The organism is Nocardia sp. GP40, from assembly GCF_050434125.1.
GTDB classification, from domain to species: Bacteria; Actinomycetota; Actinomycetes; order Mycobacteriales; family Mycobacteriaceae; genus Nocardia; species Nocardia albiluteola.
Genome location: NZ_JBNPVW010000008.1, coordinates 104567 through 125809, shown reverse-complemented (window position 1 = coordinate 125809; position 21243 = coordinate 104567). Strand labels below are relative to the sequence as shown.

The 21243-nt window shown below is 68.1% G+C and carries 21 protein-coding genes; 9 read left to right on the top strand and 12 right to left on the bottom strand.

Translation table 11 applies throughout. The annotated features are described in order from the left end of the window. Positions 1-30 precede the first annotated feature (30 nt). The gene (locus ABH933_RS24495) at positions 31-762 is read left to right on the top strand and encodes a DUF4389 domain-containing protein (protein WP_429421192.1); all 732 of its coding nucleotides are present in this window, start codon (positions 31-33) and stop codon (positions 760-762) included. 12 nt (positions 763-774) lie between these two features. Here ABH933_RS24495 and ABH933_RS24490 read toward each other — a convergent pair whose 3' ends face one another. From ABH933_RS24490 to ABH933_RS24480, 3 genes are read right to left on the bottom strand one after another with little or no spacing between them, the layout of a single operon-like run. Then, positions 775-1803, bottom strand: a complete 1029-nt coding sequence (locus ABH933_RS24490) for an ABC transporter ATP-binding protein (protein ID WP_429421194.1) — start codon at positions 1801-1803, stop codon at positions 775-777. A 2-nt stretch (positions 1804-1805) separates the two neighbouring features. Continuing rightward, on the bottom strand, positions 1806-2639 hold the full coding sequence (locus ABH933_RS24485; protein WP_429421195.1) for an ABC transporter permease: 834 nt from the start codon (positions 2637-2639) through the stop codon (positions 1806-1808). After that, a complete protein-coding gene (locus ABH933_RS24480) occupies positions 2632-3351 on the bottom strand; it encodes an ABC transporter permease (RefSeq protein ID WP_429421196.1) in 720 nt (239 codons plus the stop codon). The genes ABH933_RS24485 and ABH933_RS24480 overlap by 8 nt, the downstream gene beginning before the upstream one ends. Positions 3352-3681: 330 nt before the next feature. Between ABH933_RS24480 and ABH933_RS24475 the strand changes: the two genes are divergently transcribed. From ABH933_RS24475 to ABH933_RS24460, 4 genes are all read left to right on the top strand, one after another. Continuing rightward, positions 3682-4806, top strand: a complete 1125-nt coding sequence (locus ABH933_RS24475; RefSeq protein ID WP_429421198.1) for a sugar ABC transporter substrate-binding protein — start codon at positions 3682-3684, stop codon at positions 4804-4806. A gap of 15 nt (positions 4807-4821) precedes the next feature. Beyond that, on the top strand, positions 4822-5595 hold the full coding sequence (locus ABH933_RS24470; RefSeq protein ID WP_429421200.1) for an ATP-binding cassette domain-containing protein: 774 nt from the start codon (positions 4822-4824) through the stop codon (positions 5593-5595). A 35-nt stretch (positions 5596-5630) separates the two neighbouring features. Continuing rightward, entirely contained in the window at positions 5631-7085 is a 1455-nt protein-coding gene (locus ABH933_RS24465; RefSeq protein ID WP_429421202.1) for a sugar ABC transporter permease, read from the top strand. 120 nt (positions 7086-7205) lie between these two features. Next, positions 7206-8363, top strand: a complete 1158-nt coding sequence (locus tag ABH933_RS24460; RefSeq protein ID WP_429421204.1) for an ROK family protein — start codon at positions 7206-7208, stop codon at positions 8361-8363. 539 nt (positions 8364-8902) lie between these two features. Here ABH933_RS24460 and ABH933_RS24455 read toward each other — a convergent pair. From ABH933_RS24455 to ABH933_RS24420, 8 genes are all read right to left on the bottom strand, one after another. Further along, entirely contained in the window at positions 8903-9388 is a 486-nt protein-coding gene (locus tag ABH933_RS24455) for a DUF5666 domain-containing protein (RefSeq protein ID WP_429421206.1), read from the bottom strand. Positions 9389-9618: 230 nt separating this feature from the next. Next, a complete protein-coding gene (gene gcl / locus ABH933_RS24450; protein WP_429421208.1) occupies positions 9619-11409 on the bottom strand; it encodes a glyoxylate carboligase in 1791 nt (596 codons plus the stop codon). 144 nt (positions 11410-11553) lie between these two features. Further along, positions 11554-11940, bottom strand: a complete 387-nt coding sequence (locus ABH933_RS24445) for an allophanate hydrolase-related protein (RefSeq protein WP_429421210.1) — start codon at positions 11938-11940, stop codon at positions 11554-11556. Positions 11941-11971: 31 nt separating this feature from the next. Further along, a complete protein-coding gene (gene alc, locus ABH933_RS24440) occupies positions 11972-12979 on the bottom strand; it encodes an allantoicase (RefSeq protein WP_429421212.1) in 1008 nt (335 codons plus the stop codon). A 68-nt stretch (positions 12980-13047) separates the two neighbouring features. Continuing rightward, positions 13048-14382, bottom strand: coding sequence for an allantoinase AllB (allB, locus tag ABH933_RS24435; protein ID WP_429421214.1), 1335 nt, complete (start codon positions 14380-14382; stop codon positions 13048-13050). A gap of 301 nt (positions 14383-14683) precedes the next feature. After that, a complete protein-coding gene (locus tag ABH933_RS24430) occupies positions 14684-15835 on the bottom strand; it encodes a glycerate kinase (RefSeq protein ID WP_429421216.1) in 1152 nt (383 codons plus the stop codon). A gap of 4 nt (positions 15836-15839) precedes the next feature. Then, the gene (locus tag ABH933_RS24425) at positions 15840-16748 is read right to left on the bottom strand and encodes an NAD(P)-dependent oxidoreductase (protein WP_429421395.1); all 909 of its coding nucleotides are present in this window, start codon (positions 16746-16748) and stop codon (positions 15840-15842) included. 11 nt (positions 16749-16759) lie between these two features. After that, the gene (locus ABH933_RS24420; RefSeq protein WP_429421218.1) at positions 16760-17572 is read right to left on the bottom strand and encodes a hydroxypyruvate isomerase family protein; all 813 of its coding nucleotides are present in this window, start codon (positions 17570-17572) and stop codon (positions 16760-16762) included. Positions 17573-17893: 321 nt separating this feature from the next. Here ABH933_RS24420 and uraD point away from each other — a divergent pair, with 321 nt between their 5' ends. The 4 genes from uraD (at position 17894) to ABH933_RS24400 (ending at position 20521) form a co-directional block, all read left to right on the top strand. Beyond that, a complete protein-coding gene (gene uraD, locus ABH933_RS24415) occupies positions 17894-18391 on the top strand; it encodes a 2-oxo-4-hydroxy-4-carboxy-5-ureidoimidazoline decarboxylase (RefSeq protein WP_429421220.1) in 498 nt (165 codons plus the stop codon). Continuing rightward, complete coding sequence (gene uraH, locus ABH933_RS24410) at positions 18388-18723, top strand: hydroxyisourate hydrolase (RefSeq protein WP_429421222.1); 336 nt, start codon at positions 18388-18390, stop codon at positions 18721-18723. Before uraD ends, uraH begins: the two co-directional genes overlap by 4 nt. Positions 18724-18729: 6 nt before the next feature. After that, positions 18730-19653, top strand: a complete 924-nt coding sequence (pucL, locus tag ABH933_RS24405) for a factor-independent urate hydroxylase (protein ID WP_215917550.1) — start codon at positions 18730-18732, stop codon at positions 19651-19653. Positions 19654-19753: 100 nt separating this feature from the next. Continuing rightward, positions 19754-20521: an IclR family transcriptional regulator gene (locus tag ABH933_RS24400; protein WP_215917551.1), complete on the top strand. Its 768-nt coding sequence runs from the start codon at positions 19754-19756 to the stop codon at positions 20519-20521. Between the two features lie 3 nt (positions 20522-20524). Here the strand turns inward: ABH933_RS24400 and ABH933_RS24395 are convergent, their stop codons facing one another. Continuing rightward, positions 20525-21187, bottom strand: coding sequence for a Uma2 family endonuclease (locus ABH933_RS24395; RefSeq protein WP_429421225.1), 663 nt, complete (start codon positions 21185-21187; stop codon positions 20525-20527). Positions 21188-21243 lie beyond the last annotated feature (56 nt).

The following is a 21243-nucleotide window of genomic DNA, read 5'->3' as shown; positions in this document are numbered from 1 at the left end:
GAGCCGGATACGCCCGAGAGGAGCGTGGTCATGCAACCTGACACCCCCGCTTACCCCGTCCGCGTTAGGGGTGATCTCGACCCGGCGCTGTCGCGCTGGCAATGGATCATCAAATGGATTCTTGCGATTCCGCATATCGTGGTGCTGATTTTCCTGCACATCGCCTACTTCGTCGTGACGGTCATCGCATTCTTCGCGATTCTGTTCACACGTCGTTATCCCCGAGGCCTTTTCGACTTCAACGTGGGTGTCATGCGCTGGAGCTGGCGTGTCCGGTTCTACGCGTTCTCGCCCGCGGGCACCGATCGGTATCCGCCGTTCAGCCTGAAGCCCGACGAGAATTACCCGGCGGATCTCGAGGTGGATTACCCCGAACAGCTGCACCGCTGGCTGGTGTTGATCAAGTGGTGGCTGCTCGCGATCCCGCAGTACCTGATCGTGGCGGCCTTCGCCGGTGGCTTCTGGCGCTGGGGAGGTGGCGGGCACCGCCATCACCATCACCACCACGGCGTGGGCGGGGGGCACGGCCACTGGATGATGGGCGGCGGCGGGATCTCCCTGCTGGCCGTGTTGGTGCTCATCGCCCTGATCGGGCTGCTGTTCACCGGCCGCTACCTACGCGGGCTGTTCGACCTGGTGATGGGCCTGAACCGCTGGGGCATCCGGGTGCGCGCATACTCCTCGCTGATGCGGGACGAGTACCCGCCGTTCCGGCTGGACCAGGGGGCACGTGAGCAGGAGGCGGCCGCACCCCCTGAATGATCCGATCGAGCACTACCTCGCGTCCCCGTCGCCCGTCGGCGGGGACGCGTTTGTGTCCACACTCGGTGATCGCGCCGCGCTCTGGGAGCGGTAGATGCGCCGCACCACGTCCTCGATGCCGGGCTCCTCGATGGACAGGTCGCGCACCTCGGCCCGCGCCGAGACCGCGGCCAGGAGCTGTGCGGCGGTGATGCTCTCGGGATCGAAGGCCAGCCGCTGCCGGATGCCGCCGCCCTCGCTGGCGATCAGCTGCGCGCCGCGCAGGCCGGTGAGTTCGGGTGCCGGCGCGACCAGATCGACCACCAGCATCCGGCGCACTCGCACGGTGGCGGCCAGCCCCGTCAGAGATCCGTCGTGGACCAGGCGGCCGCGGTCGACCACCAGCACCCGCTCGCACAGCCGCTCGATATCGCCCATGTCGTGGGTGGTGAGCAGCAGGGTGGTGCCGCGTTCGATGCGCTCGTAGGACAGGAAATCGCGTAATCGCTGCTTGGACAGCACATCCAGGCCGATGGTGGGCTCGTCCAGGATGAGCAGTTCGGGCGAATGTAGCAGTGCCGCGGCGATTTCCGCCCGCATCCGCTGCCCCAGCGATAGCTGCCGCACGGGCGTGTCCAGGGTGCCGGCCATCTCCAGCTGCTCCACCAGTTCGTGGCGGCGCTTACGGGCCCGATCCGGATCCAGGCGGTGGATGGCGGCCAGGATCGAGAACGATTCGCGCAGCGGCAGATCCCACCACAGCTGCGAGCGCTGCCCGAACACCACCCCGATCCGCCCGGCCAGCTCGCGCCGCTGCCGCACCGGTTCCAGCCCGCAGGTGCGCACGGTCCCGGAGGTGGGCACCAGGATGCCGGTGAGCATCTTGATGGTCGTCGACTTGCCCGCGCCGTTGGCCCCGATATAGCCCACCGCGGAGCCGGAACCGATCGAGAAGCTCATCCTGTCGACTGCGGTGATCACCTCGCGACGACGGGTCCAGCGCTTCTCGGTTTTCCGATGAATGACGAATTGTCTTGTCAGATTGTTGATTTCGATTGACACCGCTATCCACCGCCTCCCTGATAGTGTCGCACTCCCTGACGCCAGCACAGCAGTGCCAGTCCCCAGACCCACGCCGCCGCGATCGGGCTCGCCCATGCCAGCCAGCTCGGCAGCCATGCCGGTCCGGGCAGCCGCAGCAGCGCGATGGTGGGCAGATACGCGACGAACGACACCGGCACCCCGAAGCCGAACAGCAGTGTCATCGGCGCGCGAAACACCGAGCTGGGCTGTTGCGCGGCGAAGGCGCCGCCGTAGGTGAAGCTGTTGGTCAGTTCCGATCCGTCGACGAGGAAGAACTGCAGGCCCGCCGCGCACACGAACAACCCGGCGAACAGCGCGATGCCCGTCGTCAGCGAGAGCGCCAATAGGGCCAATGTGGTTACGGTCCAATCAATGTCGTTGATCTCCAGGCCGATGCACAACACGGTCGCCGCCACGCCGGCGCGGGCCACCCGGCGCAGCGAGACATCGCTGGTGATGAGCTGCAACAGCAGCGGCTGCGGGCGCAGATGGAAGGCATCGAGGGTGCCCGCGCGGATGTACGCGGGCAGCGTGTCGGTGTGCCCCAAGGCGATCTGCGCGATCGCGAAGGCCAGATTCGACATGCCGAACAGCAGCAGCATCGCGTGCAGATCCAGGCCGCCCAGCACCCGCACGTTGTGGTAAATGACCCAGACCTCGGCGAATTCCACCACACCGACCAGGAGCGAGGAGAGCATGTCGGCGGCAAAGGAGAGTGGATACGCCTGCTGTGAGCGCATCCGCGAGCGGAGTACGGCACTGTACGGGGTGAACCATGTTCCCGAGGTCCGGGTGGTTCCGAATAGTTCAGCCACCCTGTACCTCCAGTTTACGGCGGCCCGCCCGCAGCAACACCCGGCCCAGCAGAACTGTGACAACAACCCAGAATACTTGTACAGCAACTACTTCCAGAGCATTCCAACCGGTGGCCCGCCCCGAAAGCACATCGATCGGCGTCTGCAGCAGGGACGGGAATGGGGTGAGTTCCGCCAGCGTGCGCAACCATCCGGGAAACAGATGCACGGGAACGAACAGGCCGGCCAGGAAGGTGGCCACGATCTGATACAGCAGCCGGATGCCGCGGGTCTCCACCATCCAGAATCCGGTCAGGCACACCGCGAACAACAGCAGAAACGAGATCGTGACGGCCAGTACGATACTGAGCACGCCCAGCACGTACGCGCCGGCCTGATGTGGCATCGCCAGCTCGAAGGCCAGCAGTCCCGCGGCGACACTGGGCAGCCCGCGCAGCAGCAAGGCGCACGCCGCCCGACCGAGATCGGTTGCCAGATAACAGAATTGAATGTCCGCGGGTCTGAGGAAGTCGATCGCGACGTCGCCGGTGCGGATCCGCTCGGCGATGTCCAGCGTCGGCCCCATCAGCCCGAGCGAACCGAGCAGTCCCTGCGAGAGCCAGACGTACGCGCCGATGGAATCCGATGTGTAGCCGCCGAATCCGGTGGTGGCGCGCACGGCCGCGAGCATCACCGAGGCGCGGACCAGCCCGAACACCACATTGGTGAACATGCCCGCGAACATCGCGAGCCGATAGTGCCACTGACGTAGGAACCCTGCTGATGCCAGTCGCCAATAAACCCCTGCAGCGGCGTGCACAACCACACAACCGTACGGGGGTGGGTATCCGTTAACAACTTCTTCGCCCGGATTCGAATGTTCTCCGAAGTGATACCGGCCCAGCCTGTCACTATGGAATAAAACGTGAGCTGAGACACAGTGTTGCGCAATTGTGACCTCCGTCGCGAGCTGCGTCGCATATGTTGTTGCCTACAACATATGGCCCCCGTCACCGGACACCCGAACCGGCGGCGGCGGCCGCCAGCTCGAAAGGTTCACCTGATGAGGATGAAACGGTATGGGGCCGTGGCCGTTGCGCTCGCCGGCCTGCTGACCCTCACCGCCTGCGGATCCAACTCCTCCAGCGGCGGCGGCAACTCCACCGGCTCGAACGGCAGTAGCGGAGGCAAGAACGGGACCGTCGGTGTGATCCTGCCGGAGACCGCGACCTCGGCCCGCTGGGAGGGCTTCGACCGTCCGATGATCACCAAGGCGCTCAACGCCGAGGGATTCGACGCCGACGTCGAGAACGCGCAGGGCGACGTGCAGAAGTTCAGCAGCCTCGCCGACGGCATGATCGCCAAGGGCGTCAAGGCGCTGCTCATCGCCTCCATTAACAGCGAGGTCGGTAATGCCGTGGCCGCCAAGGCGCACAAGGCGGGCATCCCCACCATCGATTACGACCGGCTGAACCTCGGCGGCTCCTCGGACTACTACGTGTCCTTCGACAACGTGAAGGTCGGTGCGTTGCAGGGCCAGGCCGTGGCCGACGCGCTCAAGGCCAAGCCGGCCGCCCAGGTCATCGAGATCGAGGGCGCGCCGACCGACAACAACGCCACCCTCTTCCATCAGGGGCAGGAGCAGGTGCTCAAGCCGCTCTACGATTCGGGCGCGCTGAAACTCGTTGCCAGCCAGGCCATCGACGGCTGGGACAACCAGAAGGGCGGCCAGACCTTCGAGCAGCTGCTCACCACCAACGGCAACAAGATCGACGGCGTCGTGGCCGCCAACGACGGCCTCGCCGGCGCCATCGTCACCGTGCTGAAGAAGAACGGCCTCAACGGCAAGGTCCCGGTCACCGGCCAGGACGCCACCACCGACGGCCTGAAGGCCGTCCTGCGCGGCGATCAGTACATGACGGTGTTCAAGCCGATCCAGGACGAGGCCAACGCCGCGGCCAAGCTCGCCGCCGATCTGGCCAAGGGCGACAAGGCCGCCGCGGACGCCGTCGCCACCGGCACCAGCCAGGACCCCAAGGGCAACCGGACGGTGAAGTCGGTGCTGCTGGAGCCGCACACGGTCACCCGCGACCAGGTGAAGACCGTCGTGGATCAGGGCTACGTGAGCGCGAGCGATCTGTGCTCGGGCGATGTGGCCTCGATCTGCACCCAGCTCGGGATCCACTGAGAGGTAGAGCAATCGATGAGTGAGCCGCTGCTGCAGATCTCCGGGCTCAACAAGAGCTTCGGTGCGGTCCATGTTCTGCACGATGTCGAATTCACCGCTCCCGCAGGGGAGGTCACCGCGCTGGTCGGCGATAACGGCGCGGGCAAGTCGACATTGGTGAAATGCATTGCCGGAATTCACGGTTCGGACTCCGGCACCGTGAAGTTCCGCGGCGAGGAGGTGCACCTTCGCGGGCCGAAGGACGCCGCCGCGCTGGGCATCGAGGTGGTCTACCAGGACCTTGCCCTGGCCGACAACCTCGACATCGTGCAGAACATGTTCCTGGGCCGGGAGCGCGGCAAGCCGTGGTTCCTGGACGAGGCATCCATGGAGGACGCGGCGCGGCGCACGCTCGCATCGCTGTCGGTGCGCACGGTGAAATCCGTGCGCACCCCGGTGGCATCGCTGTCCGGCGGGCAGCGCCAGACCGTGGCGATCGCGAAATCGGTGCTGTGGAACAGCAATCTGGTGCTGCTGGACGAGCCGACCGCCGCCCTCGGGGTGGCCCAGACCCGGCAGGTGCTGGATCTGGTGCGTCGGCTCGCCGAACAGGGGCTGGGTGTGGTGCTGATCAGCCACAACCTGGCCGACGTGTTCGAGGTAGCCGACCGGATCGCGGTGCTGTACCTGGGCCGGATGGCGGCGCAGGTACGGACCGCGGAGGTCACCCAGAATCAGGTCGTGGAACTGATCACCGCGGGACGCTCCGGCGAGCTGGGATTGGCCCGGCCGGAATCCGCGGTGTTGTAGGCGCGAAGCGCAGAATTAGCAGGAAAGCAGTAGTGATGACGCAAGTTTCGGCCGAGACGGCAGGCGGCGGGGAGAGCCCCGAGACCCCCACCGGCGCCCCGACGGCGATCGCCGATTTCGGCATCGACACCACCACCGTATCCACGGCGGAGGCCGTGCGCGCCTATCTCGCCCGCGTGAGGGGCGGCGAGATCGGATCGCTACCAGCGCTTCTGGGACTGGTGGTGCTGGTCGTGCTGTTCTCCTCGCTGTCGAATGTGTTCTTCTCGCTCAACAACATCGCGAATCTGCTCGCCCAGGGCGCCGGGCAGACCATCATCGCGATGGGCATCGTGTATGTGCTGCTGCTGGGCGAGATCGATCTGTCGGCGGGCACCGCCTCCGGTGTGGCCGGGGCGGTGCTGGCCATGCACTATGTCGACAACGGAAATCTGTTGACGGGCATGGGCAGTACGGTCTTCTACATTTTCAACGGCCTGCTGCTGCTCGCCGCGGTACTGGCCGCGCTGCTGCGGATCTGGCCCGGGGTGGCGATGTCGCTGCTCGGGGTGGTGATCACGGTCGTCGGCTTCCATGCCAATCCGTGGATAGAGATGCTGCTGGCGGTGTGTGTCGGCACCGCCATCGGCTGCATCACCGGATTCCTGATCTCCAAGATCGGAATGCCCTCGTTCGTGGTGACACTCGCGCTGTTCCTGGCGTGGCAGGGCGCGATTCTGCAGCTGATCGGCGAGGGCGGCGTGCTGGGCATCAGCTCCTCGCACGTGCTCGATGCGGTGGCGAACGGGAATCTGTCGGTGCTGTGGAGCTGGGTGCTGTTCGTGGTCGCCGCCGGCGGCTGGGCCGGGGTCACGCTGTTCGGTCATTTCCGGAGGCGGGCAAAGGGATTGGTGGTGCAGCCGACGCCGCTGGTGATCGGCAAGGTGGTCGCGCTGCTGGTGCTCGCGGGCATTGCGACCGCGTTCATGTCGGTGAACCGGTCGCCGAGCAAGCTGATCACGATATCCGGGGTGCCGTACGTGGTGCCGATCATCCTGGTGCTCTTGGCCATCGGCACCTATGTGCTCAACCGGACCACGTACGGTCGGCATTTGTACGCGATCGGCGGCAACGCGGAGGCCGCGCGCCGGGCGGGTATCAACGTCACCCAGTTGCGCTCGAGCGTCTTCGTGATCAGCTCCGGCTGTGCCGCGATCGGCGCGATCGTGTACTCCTCCAAGGTCGGTTCGGTCGATCCGCAGGCCGGTGGCCTGAACACCCTGCTGTTCGCGGTGGGCGCCGCGGTGATCGGCGGTACGTCGCTGTTCGGCGGCAAGGGACGCATTGCCGACGCCGTCATCGGTGGCGCCGTGCTGGCGGTCGTGTCCAACGGCCTCGGTCTGCTGAAACAGCCGGCCGCGGTGGTCTCGGTGGTCACGGGCCTGGTGCTGCTGCTGGCGGCCACCGTGGATGCGCTCTCGCGCCGCAGGGCCGCACATACGGGCCGATGAATTCGGCGGCCGCCCAGCCGTGTGTCATGGTGATCGCCGATCGCGCACCGACTTTCGGCTGGGACGGTCCCGGGCGTGTGCATTGCGGAGTGAGGGGTTGTCGATGTGGGAGGTGCCGTCGTGAATGTCGCCCGGCCCGATGAGGTGCGGCGCTTCAATCGGGCCTCGCTGTTGCGGTTGCTACATGTGGGCGGTCCGGCCACGCGCGCCACGCTGGCCACGGAACTGGGGTTGAACCGCTCGACCATCAAGATGCTGGTGGACGGGCTGGCGGGGGACGGGGTCGTCGAGGAGCGGGTGCCACGGCTGCCGCAGGGCGCGGGCCGCCCCTCGCTGTTGGTGCTGCCGCAACCGCATGCGGTCGTGGTGCTCGCGGTGGATGTGCAGGTCGAGCACGCGGGCATCGCGCTGGTCGGCCTGGGCGGTCATATTCTGGGGCGCAACAGCTGGAATCTGCGTGGGCGGCAACGGGATCCGGACGAGGTGGTCACGCATGTCGCCGAATCCGCGGCGCTGCTGGCCCAGGATCTGGACCTGCATCCGGTGGCGGCGGGGATCTCGGTGCCGGGCGTGGTGCGCCGCAACGACGGCCTTGTGTACAACGCGTCGAATCTGGGCTGGGACGAGGTGCCGTTCGGCGACCGGATGGGCCGGGTCCTGGGTGTGCCCGTGGTGGTCGGCAACGACGCCGAGCTCGGTGCGCTGGCCGAATACGTGCGCGGGGTCGGGCGCGGGGCCTCGGACGCGGTGTTCGTCTCCGCCGACGTCGGGGTGGGCGGGGGCATCATCGCCCAGGGCGCGCTGCTGCGCGGCTCGGCCGGTTACCTCGGCGAAATCGGCCACATGACAGTGAATCCCAGTGGCCGGGTCTGCCATTGCGGCAATACCGGCTGCTGGGAGACCGAGGTCGGCGAGCACGCGCTACGCCGGGCGCTGGGCCTGAGCGAGACCGGACCCCGGGGCGCGATCGTGGCCGAACTGCGTGAGCTGCAACGGGATTCGGATCCGGTGGCCCGTCTCGGGGGCTATGTCGACTGGCTGATCCTGGGCCTGGTCAACGTCGTGAACATCCTCAGCCCGGAGCTGGTGGTGCTCGGCGACCTGTTCGCGATCCTCCCGGAGGCTGTGGTGCAGCGCGCCCAGCGGGAGGTCCGGCGGCGCAGCATGGTCTCGCGGGCGCACGGAGGTGTGCGGATCGAAAGGTCTTCCCTCGGGCCGGATCTCAAGCTTCTCGGGGCCGCGGAGGCCGCCTTCGAGGACGTGCTCGCGAGCGTGTGAGGGCTGCCGGAGGGGGCAGCTGGGAACTCGTTATGCCACGTGGTGTAACCACGCGTAGGCCCCGTGTCCCGACGACAGTGGGCACGGGGCCTTGCGGGCTGCGCGGCGCTATCGGCGCTGTGCAGCAGCTCTTTCTAGTGCGCGGGCGGGCATGCGGGCGGGTTGCCGGGCTTCTGGCCGCCGGGCGGGGGAGCCTGGTGCCCGGAGGGCGGCGGTCCCTGGTGTCCGTTCGGCGGCGGCGCGCACTGCTGTCCGTTCTGCGCCGGCGCCTGCGGAGGCTGCGCGCTCGCAACCGCGGACCCAATTCCCAATGCCCCCAACGTCAGTCCGCCAACCGCTACCGCAGCGGCCAGCCTCGACGTGATACCCATACCAACCTCCTGGTTCCCGGACCGGAATCCGAAACGCCGTCCGGCACCTGCCGGACCGACGAGGGAAATCCTCGGGCTCGGACATTTGGCTGTCGTTGGGGCAGGTTAGGTATGAGCTGTGAAGAACGCGGCGCCGCCGGCCCGCGGGCTATCGGCGCGGCGGCGACCTCAGTTCGTGGTGGGAGCCGCCGGGGCAGCCGAGGCCGACGGGGTGGCGCTGGCCGAATGCTGCTTGGCCTGGGTGATGTCGGTGGCTGTGATGGTGGTGCCGGACTCCTTGCCGCGTACGGCGACCATCTCACCGAGGGTGAACTGGGACTGCTGAGCCGGATTCTTCTTGGAGCCGAATTTCGTCTGCGGGGTGATGGTGACGGTCTCGGTGGTGCCGTCCTTCTTGGTGAGCGTCCAGGTGTCGGCGTTCTGCGAGGCGATGGTGCCGAAGATCGCGTTCCCGCGGTGCTTGCCCGGCTTGGCCGTGCTGGAGGCCGAGGCCGAGGTGGACGAGGCCGGCGCCGAGCTGGTGTTGCCGGACGATCCGCAGGCGCTCACCCCGACCACGATGGCGACGGCCGCGCCGGTGGCGCCGGTGACCAGCGCGATCCTGCGGCGGCGGCTGGAGGTTGACGGGGAGCCCGAGGGGGTCGGATGTGTCATGGCGGCAAGACTATTCATCGATTCTGGGAGTCGCCTCCGTGCCCTCTGTCAGTTCACGGGGGACCGGCTGTGACCTAGCTGGCAGGGTCTGACCAGCGGAGATCGCTGCGGAACGGGGTCACAATCGTGCGGTCGAACGAGAAACCCCGCCGCACCCGGGTCTCGGGTGTGGCGGGGCGGGTCGACCGTCGGCGTGGGAGCGTGTGTGATAAAGCCGACGGAGTCCTGGGTCAGCTCAGCGGCAGCAGAGCGGTCGGTGCATCGGCGGCGGATTCGGCCAGGGCCTCGAATTCGGTGATCTGGTCGATGTCGGTGGCGCCCATGGAGATATTGGTGACCCTCTCCAGGATGATCTCGACCACCACGGGAACCCGGAACTCCTGTGCCCACTCCTTGGCGCGGGCGAAGGCGGCGGCGATCTCGTTCGGATCCTCGACGCGAATCGCCTTGCAGCCCAGGCCCTCCGCGACGCGGACGTGGTCCACGCCGTAGCCCTTGGCCAGGCCGATGGAGTCGTCGGCATTGATGTTGTCAAAGCCGAGCTGCACGAAGTAGTCCATGTCGAACGCGCGCTGCGCCTGCCGGATCAGGCCCAGGTAGGAGTTGTTCACCAGCACGTGCACGTACGGCAGGTTGAACTGGGCGCCGACGGCCAGTTCCTCGATCATGAACTGGAAGTCGTAATCACCCGACAGCGCAACGACATTGCGGGTCGGGTCGGCCGTCACCACGCCGAGCGTCGCGGGCACGGTCCAGCCCAGCGGTCCGGCTTGGCCGCAGTTGATCCAGTTGCGCGCCTGGTACACGTGCAGCAACTGCGCGCCGGCGATCTGCGACAGGCCGATCGTGGAGACGTAGCGGGTGTCGCGCCCGAACGCCCGGTTCATCTCCTCGTACACCCGTTGCGGTTTCACCGGAACGTTGTCGAAGTGCGTCTTGCGGTGCATGCTTCCCTTGCGCTCGGTGCACTCGGCGACCCAGCCGGAGTAGTCGGGCAGGGTTCCGGCCTGCTTGCGCTCGCGGGCCACCGCCAGCAGCTGCTCGAGCGCGGCCTTGGCGTCCGAGGCGATGCCGTAGTCGGGCGCGAACACCCGGCCGATCTGCGTGGGCTCGATGTCCACGTGCACGAAAGTGCGTCCCCGGGTGTAGGTTTCCAGGTTTCCGGTGTGGCGGTTGGCCCACCGGTTGCCGATGCCCATGACGAAATCCGAGGCCAGCAGCGTGGCGTTGCCGTAGCGGGTGGAGGTCTGCAGGCCGACCATGCCCGCGGACAGCTCGTGGTCGTCGGGCAGGATGCCCCAGCCCATCAGGGTCGGGACTACCGGCACGTTCAGCAGCTCGGCCAGCTCGACCATCAGGTCCTCGGCGCCGGCATTGATGATGCCGCCGCCCGCGATGAACAGCGGCCGCTGCGAGGCGATCAGCATGTCCAGGGCCTTCGCGGCCTGCGCGCGCGTCGCGGCGGGCTTGTAGACCGGCAGCGGCGCATAGGTTTCCGGATCGAACTCGATCTCGGCGACCTGCACGTCGACCGGTAGGTCGATCAGCACAGGGCCCGGCCGGCCCGAGCGCATCAGGTGGAACGCCTGCTGGAACACCCCGGGCACCTGGGCCGGTTCCAGCACGGTCACAGCCATTTTCGTGACGGGCGCGGCGATGGCGGCGATGTCGACCGCCTGGAAGTCCTCCTTGTGCAGGCGGGCGCGCGGCGCCTGCCCGGTGATGCACAGGATCGGAATCGAGTCCGCGATGGCCGAATACAGGCCGGTGATCATGTCGGTGCCGGCCGGGCCGGAGGTGCCGATGCACACGCCGATGTTGCCGTGTGCGGCCCGGGTGTAGCCCTCGGCCATGTGTGAGGCGCCCTCCATGTGGCGGGCCAGCACGTGCTTGATGCCACCGTGCGCGCGCAGCGCCGAGTAGAAGGGGTTGATCGCGGCACCGGGCAGGCCGAAAGCCTGTGTGGCGCCTTCCAGTTCCAGGATTTTGACGGCCGCGTCGACGGCCCGCATGCGTGGCATGTCGTGTACTCCCATGTGTGCGTTTGGCGTCTCGTTCCGTTGATCGGGCCGCGCGGGGAGCCGTCATCCCCGCGTGGCCCGGTCCGCGGTGCGAGACCGGATGTATTTACTTGTGCCCTCGGCTATTCGGCCGGGGCGGCGCGATCAGTCGGCGACCGGGATGCCGCGGTAGGCGCGCCAGTCGCCGATATCGGAGATATCGGTCAGCTCGGGCGAATCGGCCAGGTTCGGCCGCAGCACGGTGGCAAGGCAGGCCGTGCCGTCCTCGAGTTCGATCAGGCCGAGCTCGAGCTCGGGCGGTTCGTTCGGGATCAGGTTGTCCCGCAACACTTCCATCGGTACGTCGTATACCTCGCCGAGGACCGAGCGACCCTCGTCGGGCGTGGCGAGCATCGCCGGGAAGCGGTCTCCGACCGAGTAGTAGCGGTACTTCGCGGCGCTGCGCGCGGCGCGCAGCAGCGGGGCGCCATCGAGCTGGCCGTTGAGGCGCCCGCCGCGCATGCCGTCGCCGTTGAGGAACATCAGAACCATCGGGTCTCCTTCGTGATCAATGGCCGTGGGGTCAGTGGTCCGGGGTGGTGGCGGTGAAGCGGCTCTCGAGCTGCTCACGCCCCGCGGGGGTGATGCGGCCGAACAGGCGCAGCCGGGCGACGCCACCGTCGGGAAGGACGTTGAGGCGCACGTGATTCACCGGCCGATCGCCAGTGAGGCGGAAGCGGTGGGTGGCATCGGGCTGCAGCGCCGTCGGCTCGAGTAGAGAGACCAGCTCGCCGTCCGCGGTGTACCCGTCCAGGGAGATGCGCGCGGGGGAGTTGCCCTTGTAGTGCGTGGTGTCGAGCTCGAGCACCGCGGGCACGGCCTCGGCGGCCAGGGCCACGGTGGCCCAGTCGTTGCCGTCGTCGCGCCGGCGCCGGGTCTCCCAGCCGTCGGCCATGAACCGCGAAATACCGGGCTGCAGCATGTTGTTCGGCGGGGAGAAGAAGCCGTCGCTGCAGGCCACCGCGCGGCCGCCGTTGCGCAGCGCCGCGAGGTCGAAGGGGATGTCGTCGATCCACTGCGGATCCGGGACCGCGGTACCGTGCACCCGGACCCGAGCGATGCCGCCGTCGGGATGCATGTTCACCCGCACGTGGGTGATGCGCCGATCGTTGCTGACCTCGAACAGGTTCCGGCTGTCGCCCTCGACCGGGGAGACCGGCACGAGGGTATGCCAGTCGGCGGCCAGCAGTTCGTCCACCGAGGGATGCCCGGGCACCGAGGCGCCTTCGATGGAGACGTGCGGCGGGAAGTTGCCGATGAAAAACGCGGTGTCCACGACGATTTCGGACACCACCCCCGCCACGCCGAGCCGGATCAGCGCCCAGTCGGGTCCCGGGCTGCCGTCGCGGCGGCGCCGGGTCTCCCAGCCGTCGTACACCTGGCCCTTGTTGTTGAAGGTATGGGTCTGGTAGACCGGCGCCGCATCCTTGATGAGATTCTCACGCTCGGCGAAGAATTCGTCGTTTGCCGCGACCACGCTGCCGCCGACCTGGCGTGAGGCCAGGTCCGGAAGTTGGAACAAATCGCTCATGCCTCCGCTTCGCTCCGGCATGAGCGAAGCACGCTGTGTCGATGATTCGCTCGCAAGCTCGCTCATGACTACCCTTCTTTCCGCAGCAGGCGCCCACGGGGCTGGTCGCCGGTGATCAGATCGCCGCGCAGCCAGGTGGATCGCACCACGCCGTGCAGCGTGCGGCCGTCGTAGGCGGAGATCGGGTTGCGGTGCTGCAACGCGGTCGCGTCGACGACGAACTCCTCGTGCGGGGCGAACACGCAGAAATCCGCGTCCGCGCCGATTGCTATGCGGCCCTTGTGTTCCAGGCCGACCAGATCCGCGGGCCCGGTGGCCATCCAGCGCACCAGATCGGGCAGCCCGACCCAGTCCGGGGAGGCGGTCCAGATCGCCGACAGCCCCACCTGCAATCCCGCGATGCCGCCCCATGCCTTGCCGAAATCGCCGCCGCCCGCGCGCTTTAGCTCCACCGTGCTGGGCGAGTGGTCGCTGACGATGCAGTCGATGACGCTGTCGCGCAGTCCGTTCCACAGCCCAAGCTGGTTGACCCGGTTGCGGATCGGCGGGCAGCACTTGAATTCGGTGGCGCCGTCCGGGATCTCCTCGGCGCTGATGGTCAGGTAGTGCGGACAGGTCTCCGCCGTGATTCGCACACCACGGGTGCGCGCGGCCGCGATCATCGGCACCGCGCAGGCGGCGGCCAGGTGCAGCACGTGCACGCGTGCGCCGTACCGCTCGGCGAGGTCGATCAGTGCGGCGATGGCGCGGGTCTCGGCCTCGACCGGGCGCGAGGCGAGGAAATCGGCGTAGATGGGTCCGTGCGGGGCCGGTGCGGCGTCGATGACGGCGGGGTCCTCCGCATGCACGATCAGCAGCGAATCCAGCTCGGCCACCGCGCGCACCGCGGCCTCGAGCTGGGCGGCGTCCAGGTGACAGAACTCCTCGACGCCCGAGGGCAGCAGGAATGCCTTGAAGCCGAACACCCCCGCGCGCGCCAGCTCGGCCATGTCGCCGAGGTTGTCGCCGACCGCGCCGCCCCAGAAGCCGACGTCGATGCTGCACTGCCCGGCCGCCACGTCTTGCTTCTCGCGCAGCGCGGCGATATCGACCGTCGCCGGAATGCTGTTGAGCGGCATATCGATGAGCGTGGTGATGCCGCCGGCCGCCGCGGCGCGGGTCGCGGTCGCGAAGCCCTCCCACTCGGTGCGGCCGGGCTCGTTGACGTGGACGTGGCTGTCCACCAGGCCCGGCAGCAGCGCTGAATCGTCCGGCACGTCGATGATCTCGCCCGCTGCGTGCGGCGCGTCGTAGGGGGTGATCTCGGCGATTCGCCCGTCGCGGACGACCACCGATGCCGCGACCTCGCCGGTGGGCGTGATCACCCGGCGGGCGCGGAATACCTTGTCGCTGTTGGTATTCACGAAAACTCCTGTACTGCGTGGATAGTGCCGCATCGTTCCTGCGGAAGCCGGGACCCGTAGACGGCGGGATAGGGTTCCGACCTCCGCGGGAACGACGCGACCGGCGTGGGTGCGCCGTAGTGCGGGCGGAAGTCGGAAGCCCTTTGACGGCTAGGTATTTCCGGCTTCCGCGCGCACGGCGGAGCGTGTCCGGCGCCTGGGTGGAGGTCGGAATCCGCGACCGCGAAGCGGGATTCCGGCCTCCACCCAGGCGACGGGTGGTCCGTCGTCCCGGCACGAGCGGCCGGGACGACGGCAGGGTCTAGGACGTGCGGCCGGCAGCCGGTTCGGTCAGCTGCTCCCGCGCGATCAGTTCCCCTTGGCGCTGCAGCAGTTCCGCGGCCTCGTCCTGGCACCGCTGCAGGTCCGGCTCGAGCGCGGTGAGCGGATAGGACGCGGCGAAACCCGCGCCCCGCAGCTGTGCCTCGTCGAGCAGCTGCCGTCCGGCGACGGCAATGGTGCGCACCCCGGCCTTGGCGGCGCGGGCCGCGACGCCCGCGGGCGCCTTGCCGTGCAGGGTCTGCTCGTCGAGCGAACCCTCCCCGGTCACCACCAGATCCGCGTCCCTGACCACCCGATCGAATCCGACCAGGTCGAGCAGCACGTCGATGCCGCCCGAGCGCCGGGCGCCGAGCACCGCGAGGGCGGCGAAACCGATGCCGCCCGCCGCACCGGCGCCCGGCCGGTCGGCCACGTCGAATCCGGTGCGCTGGGCCACGAGCCGGGACCAGTGCGTCAGCCCCGCCTCCAGCACGGCCAGCTCACCGGCGCCCGCGCCCTTCTGCGGCCCGAAAATCGCGGCCGCGCCGTGCGTTCCGAGCAGGGGGTTGTCGACATCGCTGGCCAGCACCAGATCCACCTCGTGGATGCGGGGATCGAGCTGGTGCAGGTCGAGATACGCGATATCGGCCAGACCGCCGCCGCCCGGGCCCACCGGACGGGCATCCGCATCGAGCAACGATGCGCCCAGCCCGGCGAGCATGCCGGCGCCGCCGTCGGTGCAGGCACTGCCGCCCACACCGAGAACCACCGTGCGGCAGCCGGTGTCGAGCGCGGCGAGCAGCAGCTCGCCGACGCCGCGGCTGGTCGCGGTCAGCGGGGCGAGCACGCCGTGTGGTAGCCGAGACAGCCCGCAGGCCGCCGCGGCCTCGACGACGGCGGTCGTGCCGTTGTGCGCGAACGCCGCTCGCACCGGCTCCCCGGTCGGGCCGCCGACTTCGACCGTGGTGCAGTCGAATCCGGCGGCGGCCGCCGCGTCCACCGTCCCCTCCCCGCCGTCGGCCACCGGGACCCAGCGGATGTCGGCGTCGGGGCGAACCCGCCGGATACCGGCGGCCACCGCCTCGGCGACCTCCCCGGCGGTGAGCGAGCCCTTGAACTTGTCCGGGGCCAGTACGATTCGCGGCGAGTTCATCAGGCTACTTCTCGCCGCGCCCGTTGAGGTTCTCGATGACCTTCAGCAGCGCCGAGTGATCCAGCGAGCCATAGCCCTGGGCGCGGCCCGCGGCGATCAGCGATGCGGTCAGCGCGGCGGTCGGCAGCGACACGTCGGCCTGCTTGGCGGCGTCGGTGATGATGCCCATGTCCTTGTGGTGCAGGTCGATCCGGAAGCCGGGGGCGAACTCGCGGGCCACCATCGACGTGCGCTTGCGCTCGAGGATGGTGCTGCCCGCCAGACCGCCGGCCAGCACGTCCAGGCCCTTGCCCGCGTCCACACCCAGCGCCTCCATCAGCACGATGGCCTCGGCGACCAGGGCGTAGGTGCCGCCGACCACGAGCTGGTTGGCCGCCTTGACGATCTGTCCGGCGCCGTGCGCGCCGACGTGGATGTAGGTCTTGCCGACCGCCTCGAAAACCGTTGTCGCGGCGGCGAAGTCGTCCGCGTCGCCGCCGACCATGATGGACAGCACGCCCTCCTCGGCGCCGCCCTGGCCACCGGATACCGGCGCGTCGAGCACCCGGAATCCGGCCTTGGCGCCGGCCTCGGCCACCGCGATCGAGCTCTCGGGCCGGATCGTCGAGAAGTCGATCAGCAGCGCACCCTTGGGCGCGTGGGCGAACACGCCGCCCTCACCGAGCACCACGTCCTCGACCTGAGGATGGTTGGGCAGCATGGTGATAACGATCTCGGCGTCCTTGACCGCGGCCTCGATGCTGTCCACCGCGCGGCCGCCGTCGCCCTCGAGCCGCGCGTACGCGTCGGTGTTGAGGGTGTAGCCGACCACCTCGTGCCCGGCCTTGGCCAGGTTGGAGGCCATGGGCGAGCCCATGATGCCGAGGCCGATGAATCCGATTCTGGTCATGTTGTTTCTCCGTATGTCTTTCAGCGATGTATTTTTCAGCGGGCTGCGGGCAGCCAGGCGAAGCTGTCGGCGGTGGCGCCGCTGGGGGCGTACTCCGCGGCGACGTAGCCGCGGTAGCCGGCGGCGCCGATCTTGTTGATGTAGCCGAATATGTCGAGCTCACCGGTGCCGGGCTCGTGCCGCCCGGGCGCATCGGCGAACTGGACGTGGGCGATCCGGTCGGCGTGCGCCTCGATGACCTTGTCCAGATCGTCGCCGTTCACGGTGAGGTGGTAGATGTCGGCCAGCAGGCCGATGTTCGTCGCGCCCTGCGCCTCGCGAACCCGATCCAGCACGCCGACAACGTCTTCGGCGGTCTTGAGCGGATAGGTGGCGATGCCGCTGACGGGCTCGAGCAGCACGGTGCCGCCGATCTCGCCGATCGAGCGCGCGGCCAGCGCCAGGTTGCGGATGGCCACCTCGTCCTGCGCGCCGGGCTCCTGGCCCTCGAGGCGGAGGCCGTAGAGGGCGTTGAAGGCCTTGCAGCCCAGGCGACGCCCGATCGCCACGGCCACCGCGACGCTGTCGGCGAACTCCTGCTCGCGTCCCGGCCACGACACCAGCCCGCGCTCTCCGGCGGGCATGTCACCGGCGAAGAGGTTCAGGCCGATCAGCTGCACGTCGGCCTGCTCGATGGCGGTGACGAAGGCCTCGACCTCGTCGTCGGCGGGGGTGGCGTTGGCGCCGAAGGGCCACCAGAACTCCACCGCGTCGAATCCGGCGGCCTTGGCCGCGGCGGGGCGCTCCAGCAGGGGCAGCTCGGTGAACAGGATGGACAGGTTCACCGCATACGGGAGGGGTTGTGTCATGCCGTCTCTTCTTCTCTCTCGGGATGCAGCGTCCGTGCAGACTTCACTTCCGGGAAGGTGGATCGCCTCGTTGCGATCTTGATTCCACAATATGGAATGTTTCTTCCGTTATACGACGGTAGCTCCCCTGGGGCGTGGCGGTCAACACCTTTCGCGGATCCGGGCGAACCTTTGCGAATCTGTTGACAGCGCGTTGCGGCCCCTCCTACATTCGTTTCAGCGGAATTTAATTTCCGCATCGTAGAAGTTGATGCGGTAGTCTCGAACTACAAGATTTCCGGCCGCAGGACCGGCGGATCGATCGGAATGCGGAGGTACCCGGTGACTCAAAATCTTACGATCGCGCAGCTCAACGCGCTGCCCGGCGAGGATTGGCGTGTCAGCCTGACCGGCGTGGTAGGCGTCGAGGAGTGGGTCCGCGCGGTCGACTCGGCCCGGCCGTACGCCGATCGCGACACACTGCTGGAGCTGGCGGAGGGACAGGTGCTCGCGCTGTCGCCCGAGCAGGTGCGCGCCGCACTGGCCGACCATCCGCGCATCGGCGCCTCCACCGCGCCCGGCTCTCAGGCCGCGCGCGAACAGTCCGGAGTCGATCCGGCCGATGCCGAGCTCGCCACCGCGCTGCGCGCGGGGAACCTCGCCTACGAGGACAAGTTCGGCCTCATCTACCTGGTGTGCGCCTCGGGCCGCACCGGTCACGAGATGCTCGCCGACCTCACGGCGCGACTGGACAACGATCCGGCCGCCGAAATCCTGGTCACCCGAGGAGAACTCGCTGCGATCGCGCGAAAGCGGCTGGAACGGATGGTTACTCAATGACCCGTAGTGCAATCACTACCCACGTGCTCGACACCGCCGGAGGCCATCCCGCACAGGGGGTTCCGGTGCGGCTCGAGGCCCGCACTCAGGACGGCTGGCGGGAGCTGGCCTCCGGCCGCACCGACGACGACGGTCGCTGCACCGATCTGGGCCCCGAGCGGGTCGAGGCCGGCGTCTACCGGCTGACCTTCGACACCGCCGCCTACTACGGCGACCGTCCCACGTTCTTCCCCGAGGTGACCGTGACCTTCACGGTCTCCGATCCGCAGCAGCACCATCACGTGCCGCTGCTGTTGTCCCCGTTCGCCCTATCTACCTATCGAGGGAGCTGACCAGCCATGGCCATCCAGCTCGGACCCAACCAGTACGGCAAGGCCGAAAACCGTCTCGTGCGCGTCTACCGCGATACGGACCGCCACCAGATCCGCGACCTGAACGTCTCCTCCGCGCTGCGCGGGCGCTTCGCCGAGGCGCACATCGCGGGTGACCAGGGCGATGTGCTGCCGACCGACACCCAGAAGAACACCGTCTTCGCCTTCGCCAAGGAGAAGGGCGTCGAGGCGATCGAGGACTTCGCGCTCACCCTCGGCGACCACTTCATCGCCCGCTGCCCCGGCGCGGACGGCGCCCGCATCGAGATCGACGAGTACTCCTGGGACCGCATCGCCGTCGATGGTCTGCCGCACGATCATTCGTTCGTGCGCAGCGGCGGCGGCGTACGCACCACGGTGGTCAATATCGACGGCGTCGGCCCGGACCGGCGCGCGCACGTGGTGTCCGGCATCAAGGATCTGGTGCTGCTCAAGACGACCGGCTCGGAATTCCACGGCTTCTTCAAGGACAAGTACACCACCCTGGAGCCGACCAACGACCGGATCATGGCGACCTCGCTGGTGGCCCGCTGGCGCTACAACCCCACGGGCGCGGCCGGGGAGGGAACGGTCAACTGGGACAAGACCTTCGACTCGATTCGCTCGATCCTGTTGCGGCAGTTCGCCGTCGTGCATTCCTACGCCCTGCAGCAGACTCTCTACAGCATGGGCCGCGCGGTACTCGAGCAGCACCGCGACGTCGCCGAGATCCGCTTCTCCGCGCCGAACAAGCACCACTTCCTCTACGACCTGGACCGCTTCGGCCTGGACAACCCGGGCGAGGTGTTCATCGCAGCCGATCGCCCGTACGGCCTGATCGAGGCGGCCGTCGAGCGCGACGACGCCCCCGAGGCCGGCCGCGCATGGCACGGTATCCCTGGATTCTGTTGATTCGAGCGGGGGTGCGCAGCGAATTCCGGCATCCGGACTTCCGTATGCTGGAATTCGCTGCAAAGATGGTGGAAACACCGATCCAGGAGGGAACAACGCCGTGACCGACACTCAGACGCGGGCCAGTGGCGGGGTGCAGTCCGTCGACCGGGCCTTCGAACTGCTGGAGCTGGTGGCCGACGCGGGCGGGGAGGCGACGCTCTCGCAGCTCGCCGAGGCGTCCGGGCTGCCGCAGCCGACCATTCACCGCCTGCTGCGCACGCTCATCGCGGGCGGCTATATCCGGCAGCAGCCCTCGCGGCGATACTCCCTGGGGCCCAGGCTGATTCGGCTCGGCGAGACGGCCGGGAAGGTGCTGGGCTCCTCGGCGCGCCCGCATCTTACCCGGCTGCGCGACCTCACGGGGGAAACCTCGAATATGGCCGTGCTGGACGGGGATCAGGTCGTCTACGTCGCGCAGGTGCCCTCCCCGCATGCCATGCGGATGTTCACGGAGGTCGGTCAGCGGGTGGACCTGCACTGCACCGCCGTCGGCAAGGCGGTGCTGGCGACGCTGCCGCCCGCGGAGACCGACCGGATTCTGTCGCGAATCACGATGAGCCCCCGCACCATTCACACCATCACCGATCCCGCGGTGATCCGCGAGGAGATCGATCGGGTCCGCCTGCAGGGCTTCGCCGTCGACGACGGCGAGCAGGAGATCGGTGTGCGCTGCTTCGCGGTCGGCATCCCCGACGCTCCCACCCGCGCGGCCCTGTCCATTTCCGGGCCGCAGGCCCGGGTGGCGGGTCTGGACATGGACAACATCATCCCGCTGCTGCAGGAGGCCGCCGCCAGCCTCGGCCGGGAGCTGTCCGCCGCGAGCTGAGCGTCAGTACTCGAGTTCGGACCAGGGAATTCGAATGGGGAACGGAAAGTTGGTGGTAATGCCGTCGGTGTCCTCGGACTTCCATTCACCAGCCATGACGTAATAGGTGGGGTGCAGCGGAGATACACCGGGTGGCAACTGTCCGTGGTGTGTTTCGAGCGCGTAGGCGCGAACAACGACGATCCGGCGGGGGTTTCGACCGAGCAATACCTCCCAGTACCAGGGAATTCCGGCCGCAGCGTACCGCGCCTTCTTCGCCTCGATGTCCCGCTCGGTGTTGGATGCCGACAACACCTCACCCGCTAGATACAGGTCCGAAGCGCGGATATCCGCAAACTCGTCCTCATAGCAACGGGATATCAGGAAATCCGGGGTCGAGAAGTCCGACTTTCCGTTCGTACCGAAGAAGACATTCGTCTCGGTGAGTACCCGCCAGCGCTGCTCCGGCCGCACCGACATGTCTTCACGCGCACATCTACGGAGCGTGTTCCGAAACTCGATCGAATATTCCTGATGTGGGGCTGGTGGGCGTCGCATCCACACGACACGCCCCTTCCATAGCTCGATCTCCCCGGCGATCTCGTCGGGTAGTTGCTCGAGTTCTTCCCAGGTCATGTGCTCCGGCAGGTCCGGGGACGCGATGTACGGGATGCCCACGTTGACCATACTATCCGCAGGTCGGGCCGCCGCGGCCGATCGTTCCGGGTTCGATCGAGCGCCGT

Bases quoted from the DNA above. Each gene is read 5' to 3' on its own strand.
- ABH933_RS24495 (WP_429421192.1), top strand. From the start codon at position 31: ATGCAACCTGACACCCCCGCTTACCCCGTCCGCGTTAGGGGTGATCTC.
- ABH933_RS24480 (WP_429421196.1), bottom strand. From the start codon at position 3,351: ATGTTCACCAATGTGGTGTTCGGGCTGGTCCGCGCCTCGGTGATGCTC.
- ABH933_RS24475 (WP_429421198.1), top strand. From the start codon at position 3,682: ATGAGGATGAAACGGTATGGGGCCGTGGCCGTTGCGCTCGCCGGCCTG.
- ABH933_RS24470 (WP_429421200.1), top strand. From the start codon at position 4,822: ATGAGTGAGCCGCTGCTGCAGATCTCCGGGCTCAACAAGAGCTTCGGT.
- ABH933_RS24465 (WP_429421202.1), top strand. From the start codon at position 5,631: ATGACGCAAGTTTCGGCCGAGACGGCAGGCGGCGGGGAGAGCCCCGAG.
- ABH933_RS24455 (WP_429421206.1), bottom strand. From the start codon at position 9,388: ATGACACATCCGACCCCCTCGGGCTCCCCGTCAACCTCCAGCCGCCGC.
- gcl (WP_429421208.1), bottom strand. From the start codon at position 11,409: ATGCCACGCATGCGGGCCGTCGACGCGGCCGTCAAAATCCTGGAACTG.
- ABH933_RS24445 (WP_429421210.1), bottom strand. From the start codon at position 11,940: ATGGTTCTGATGTTCCTCAACGGCGACGGCATGCGCGGCGGGCGCCTC.
- alc (WP_429421212.1), bottom strand. From the start codon at position 12,979: ATGAGCGATTTGTTCCAACTTCCGGACCTGGCCTCACGCCAGGTCGGC.
- ABH933_RS24430 (WP_429421216.1), bottom strand. From the start codon at position 15,835: ATGAACTCGCCGCGAATCGTACTGGCCCCGGACAAGTTCAAGGGCTCG.
- ABH933_RS24420 (WP_429421218.1), bottom strand. From the start codon at position 17,572: ATGACACAACCCCTCCCGTATGCGGTGAACCTGTCCATCCTGTTCACC.
- uraH (WP_429421222.1), top strand. From the start codon at position 18,388: ATGACCCGTAGTGCAATCACTACCCACGTGCTCGACACCGCCGGAGGC.
- pucL (WP_215917550.1), top strand. From the start codon at position 18,730: ATGGCCATCCAGCTCGGACCCAACCAGTACGGCAAGGCCGAAAACCGT.
- ABH933_RS24395 (WP_429421225.1), bottom strand. From the start codon at position 21,187: ATGGTCAACGTGGGCATCCCGTACATCGCGTCCCCGGACCTGCCGGAG.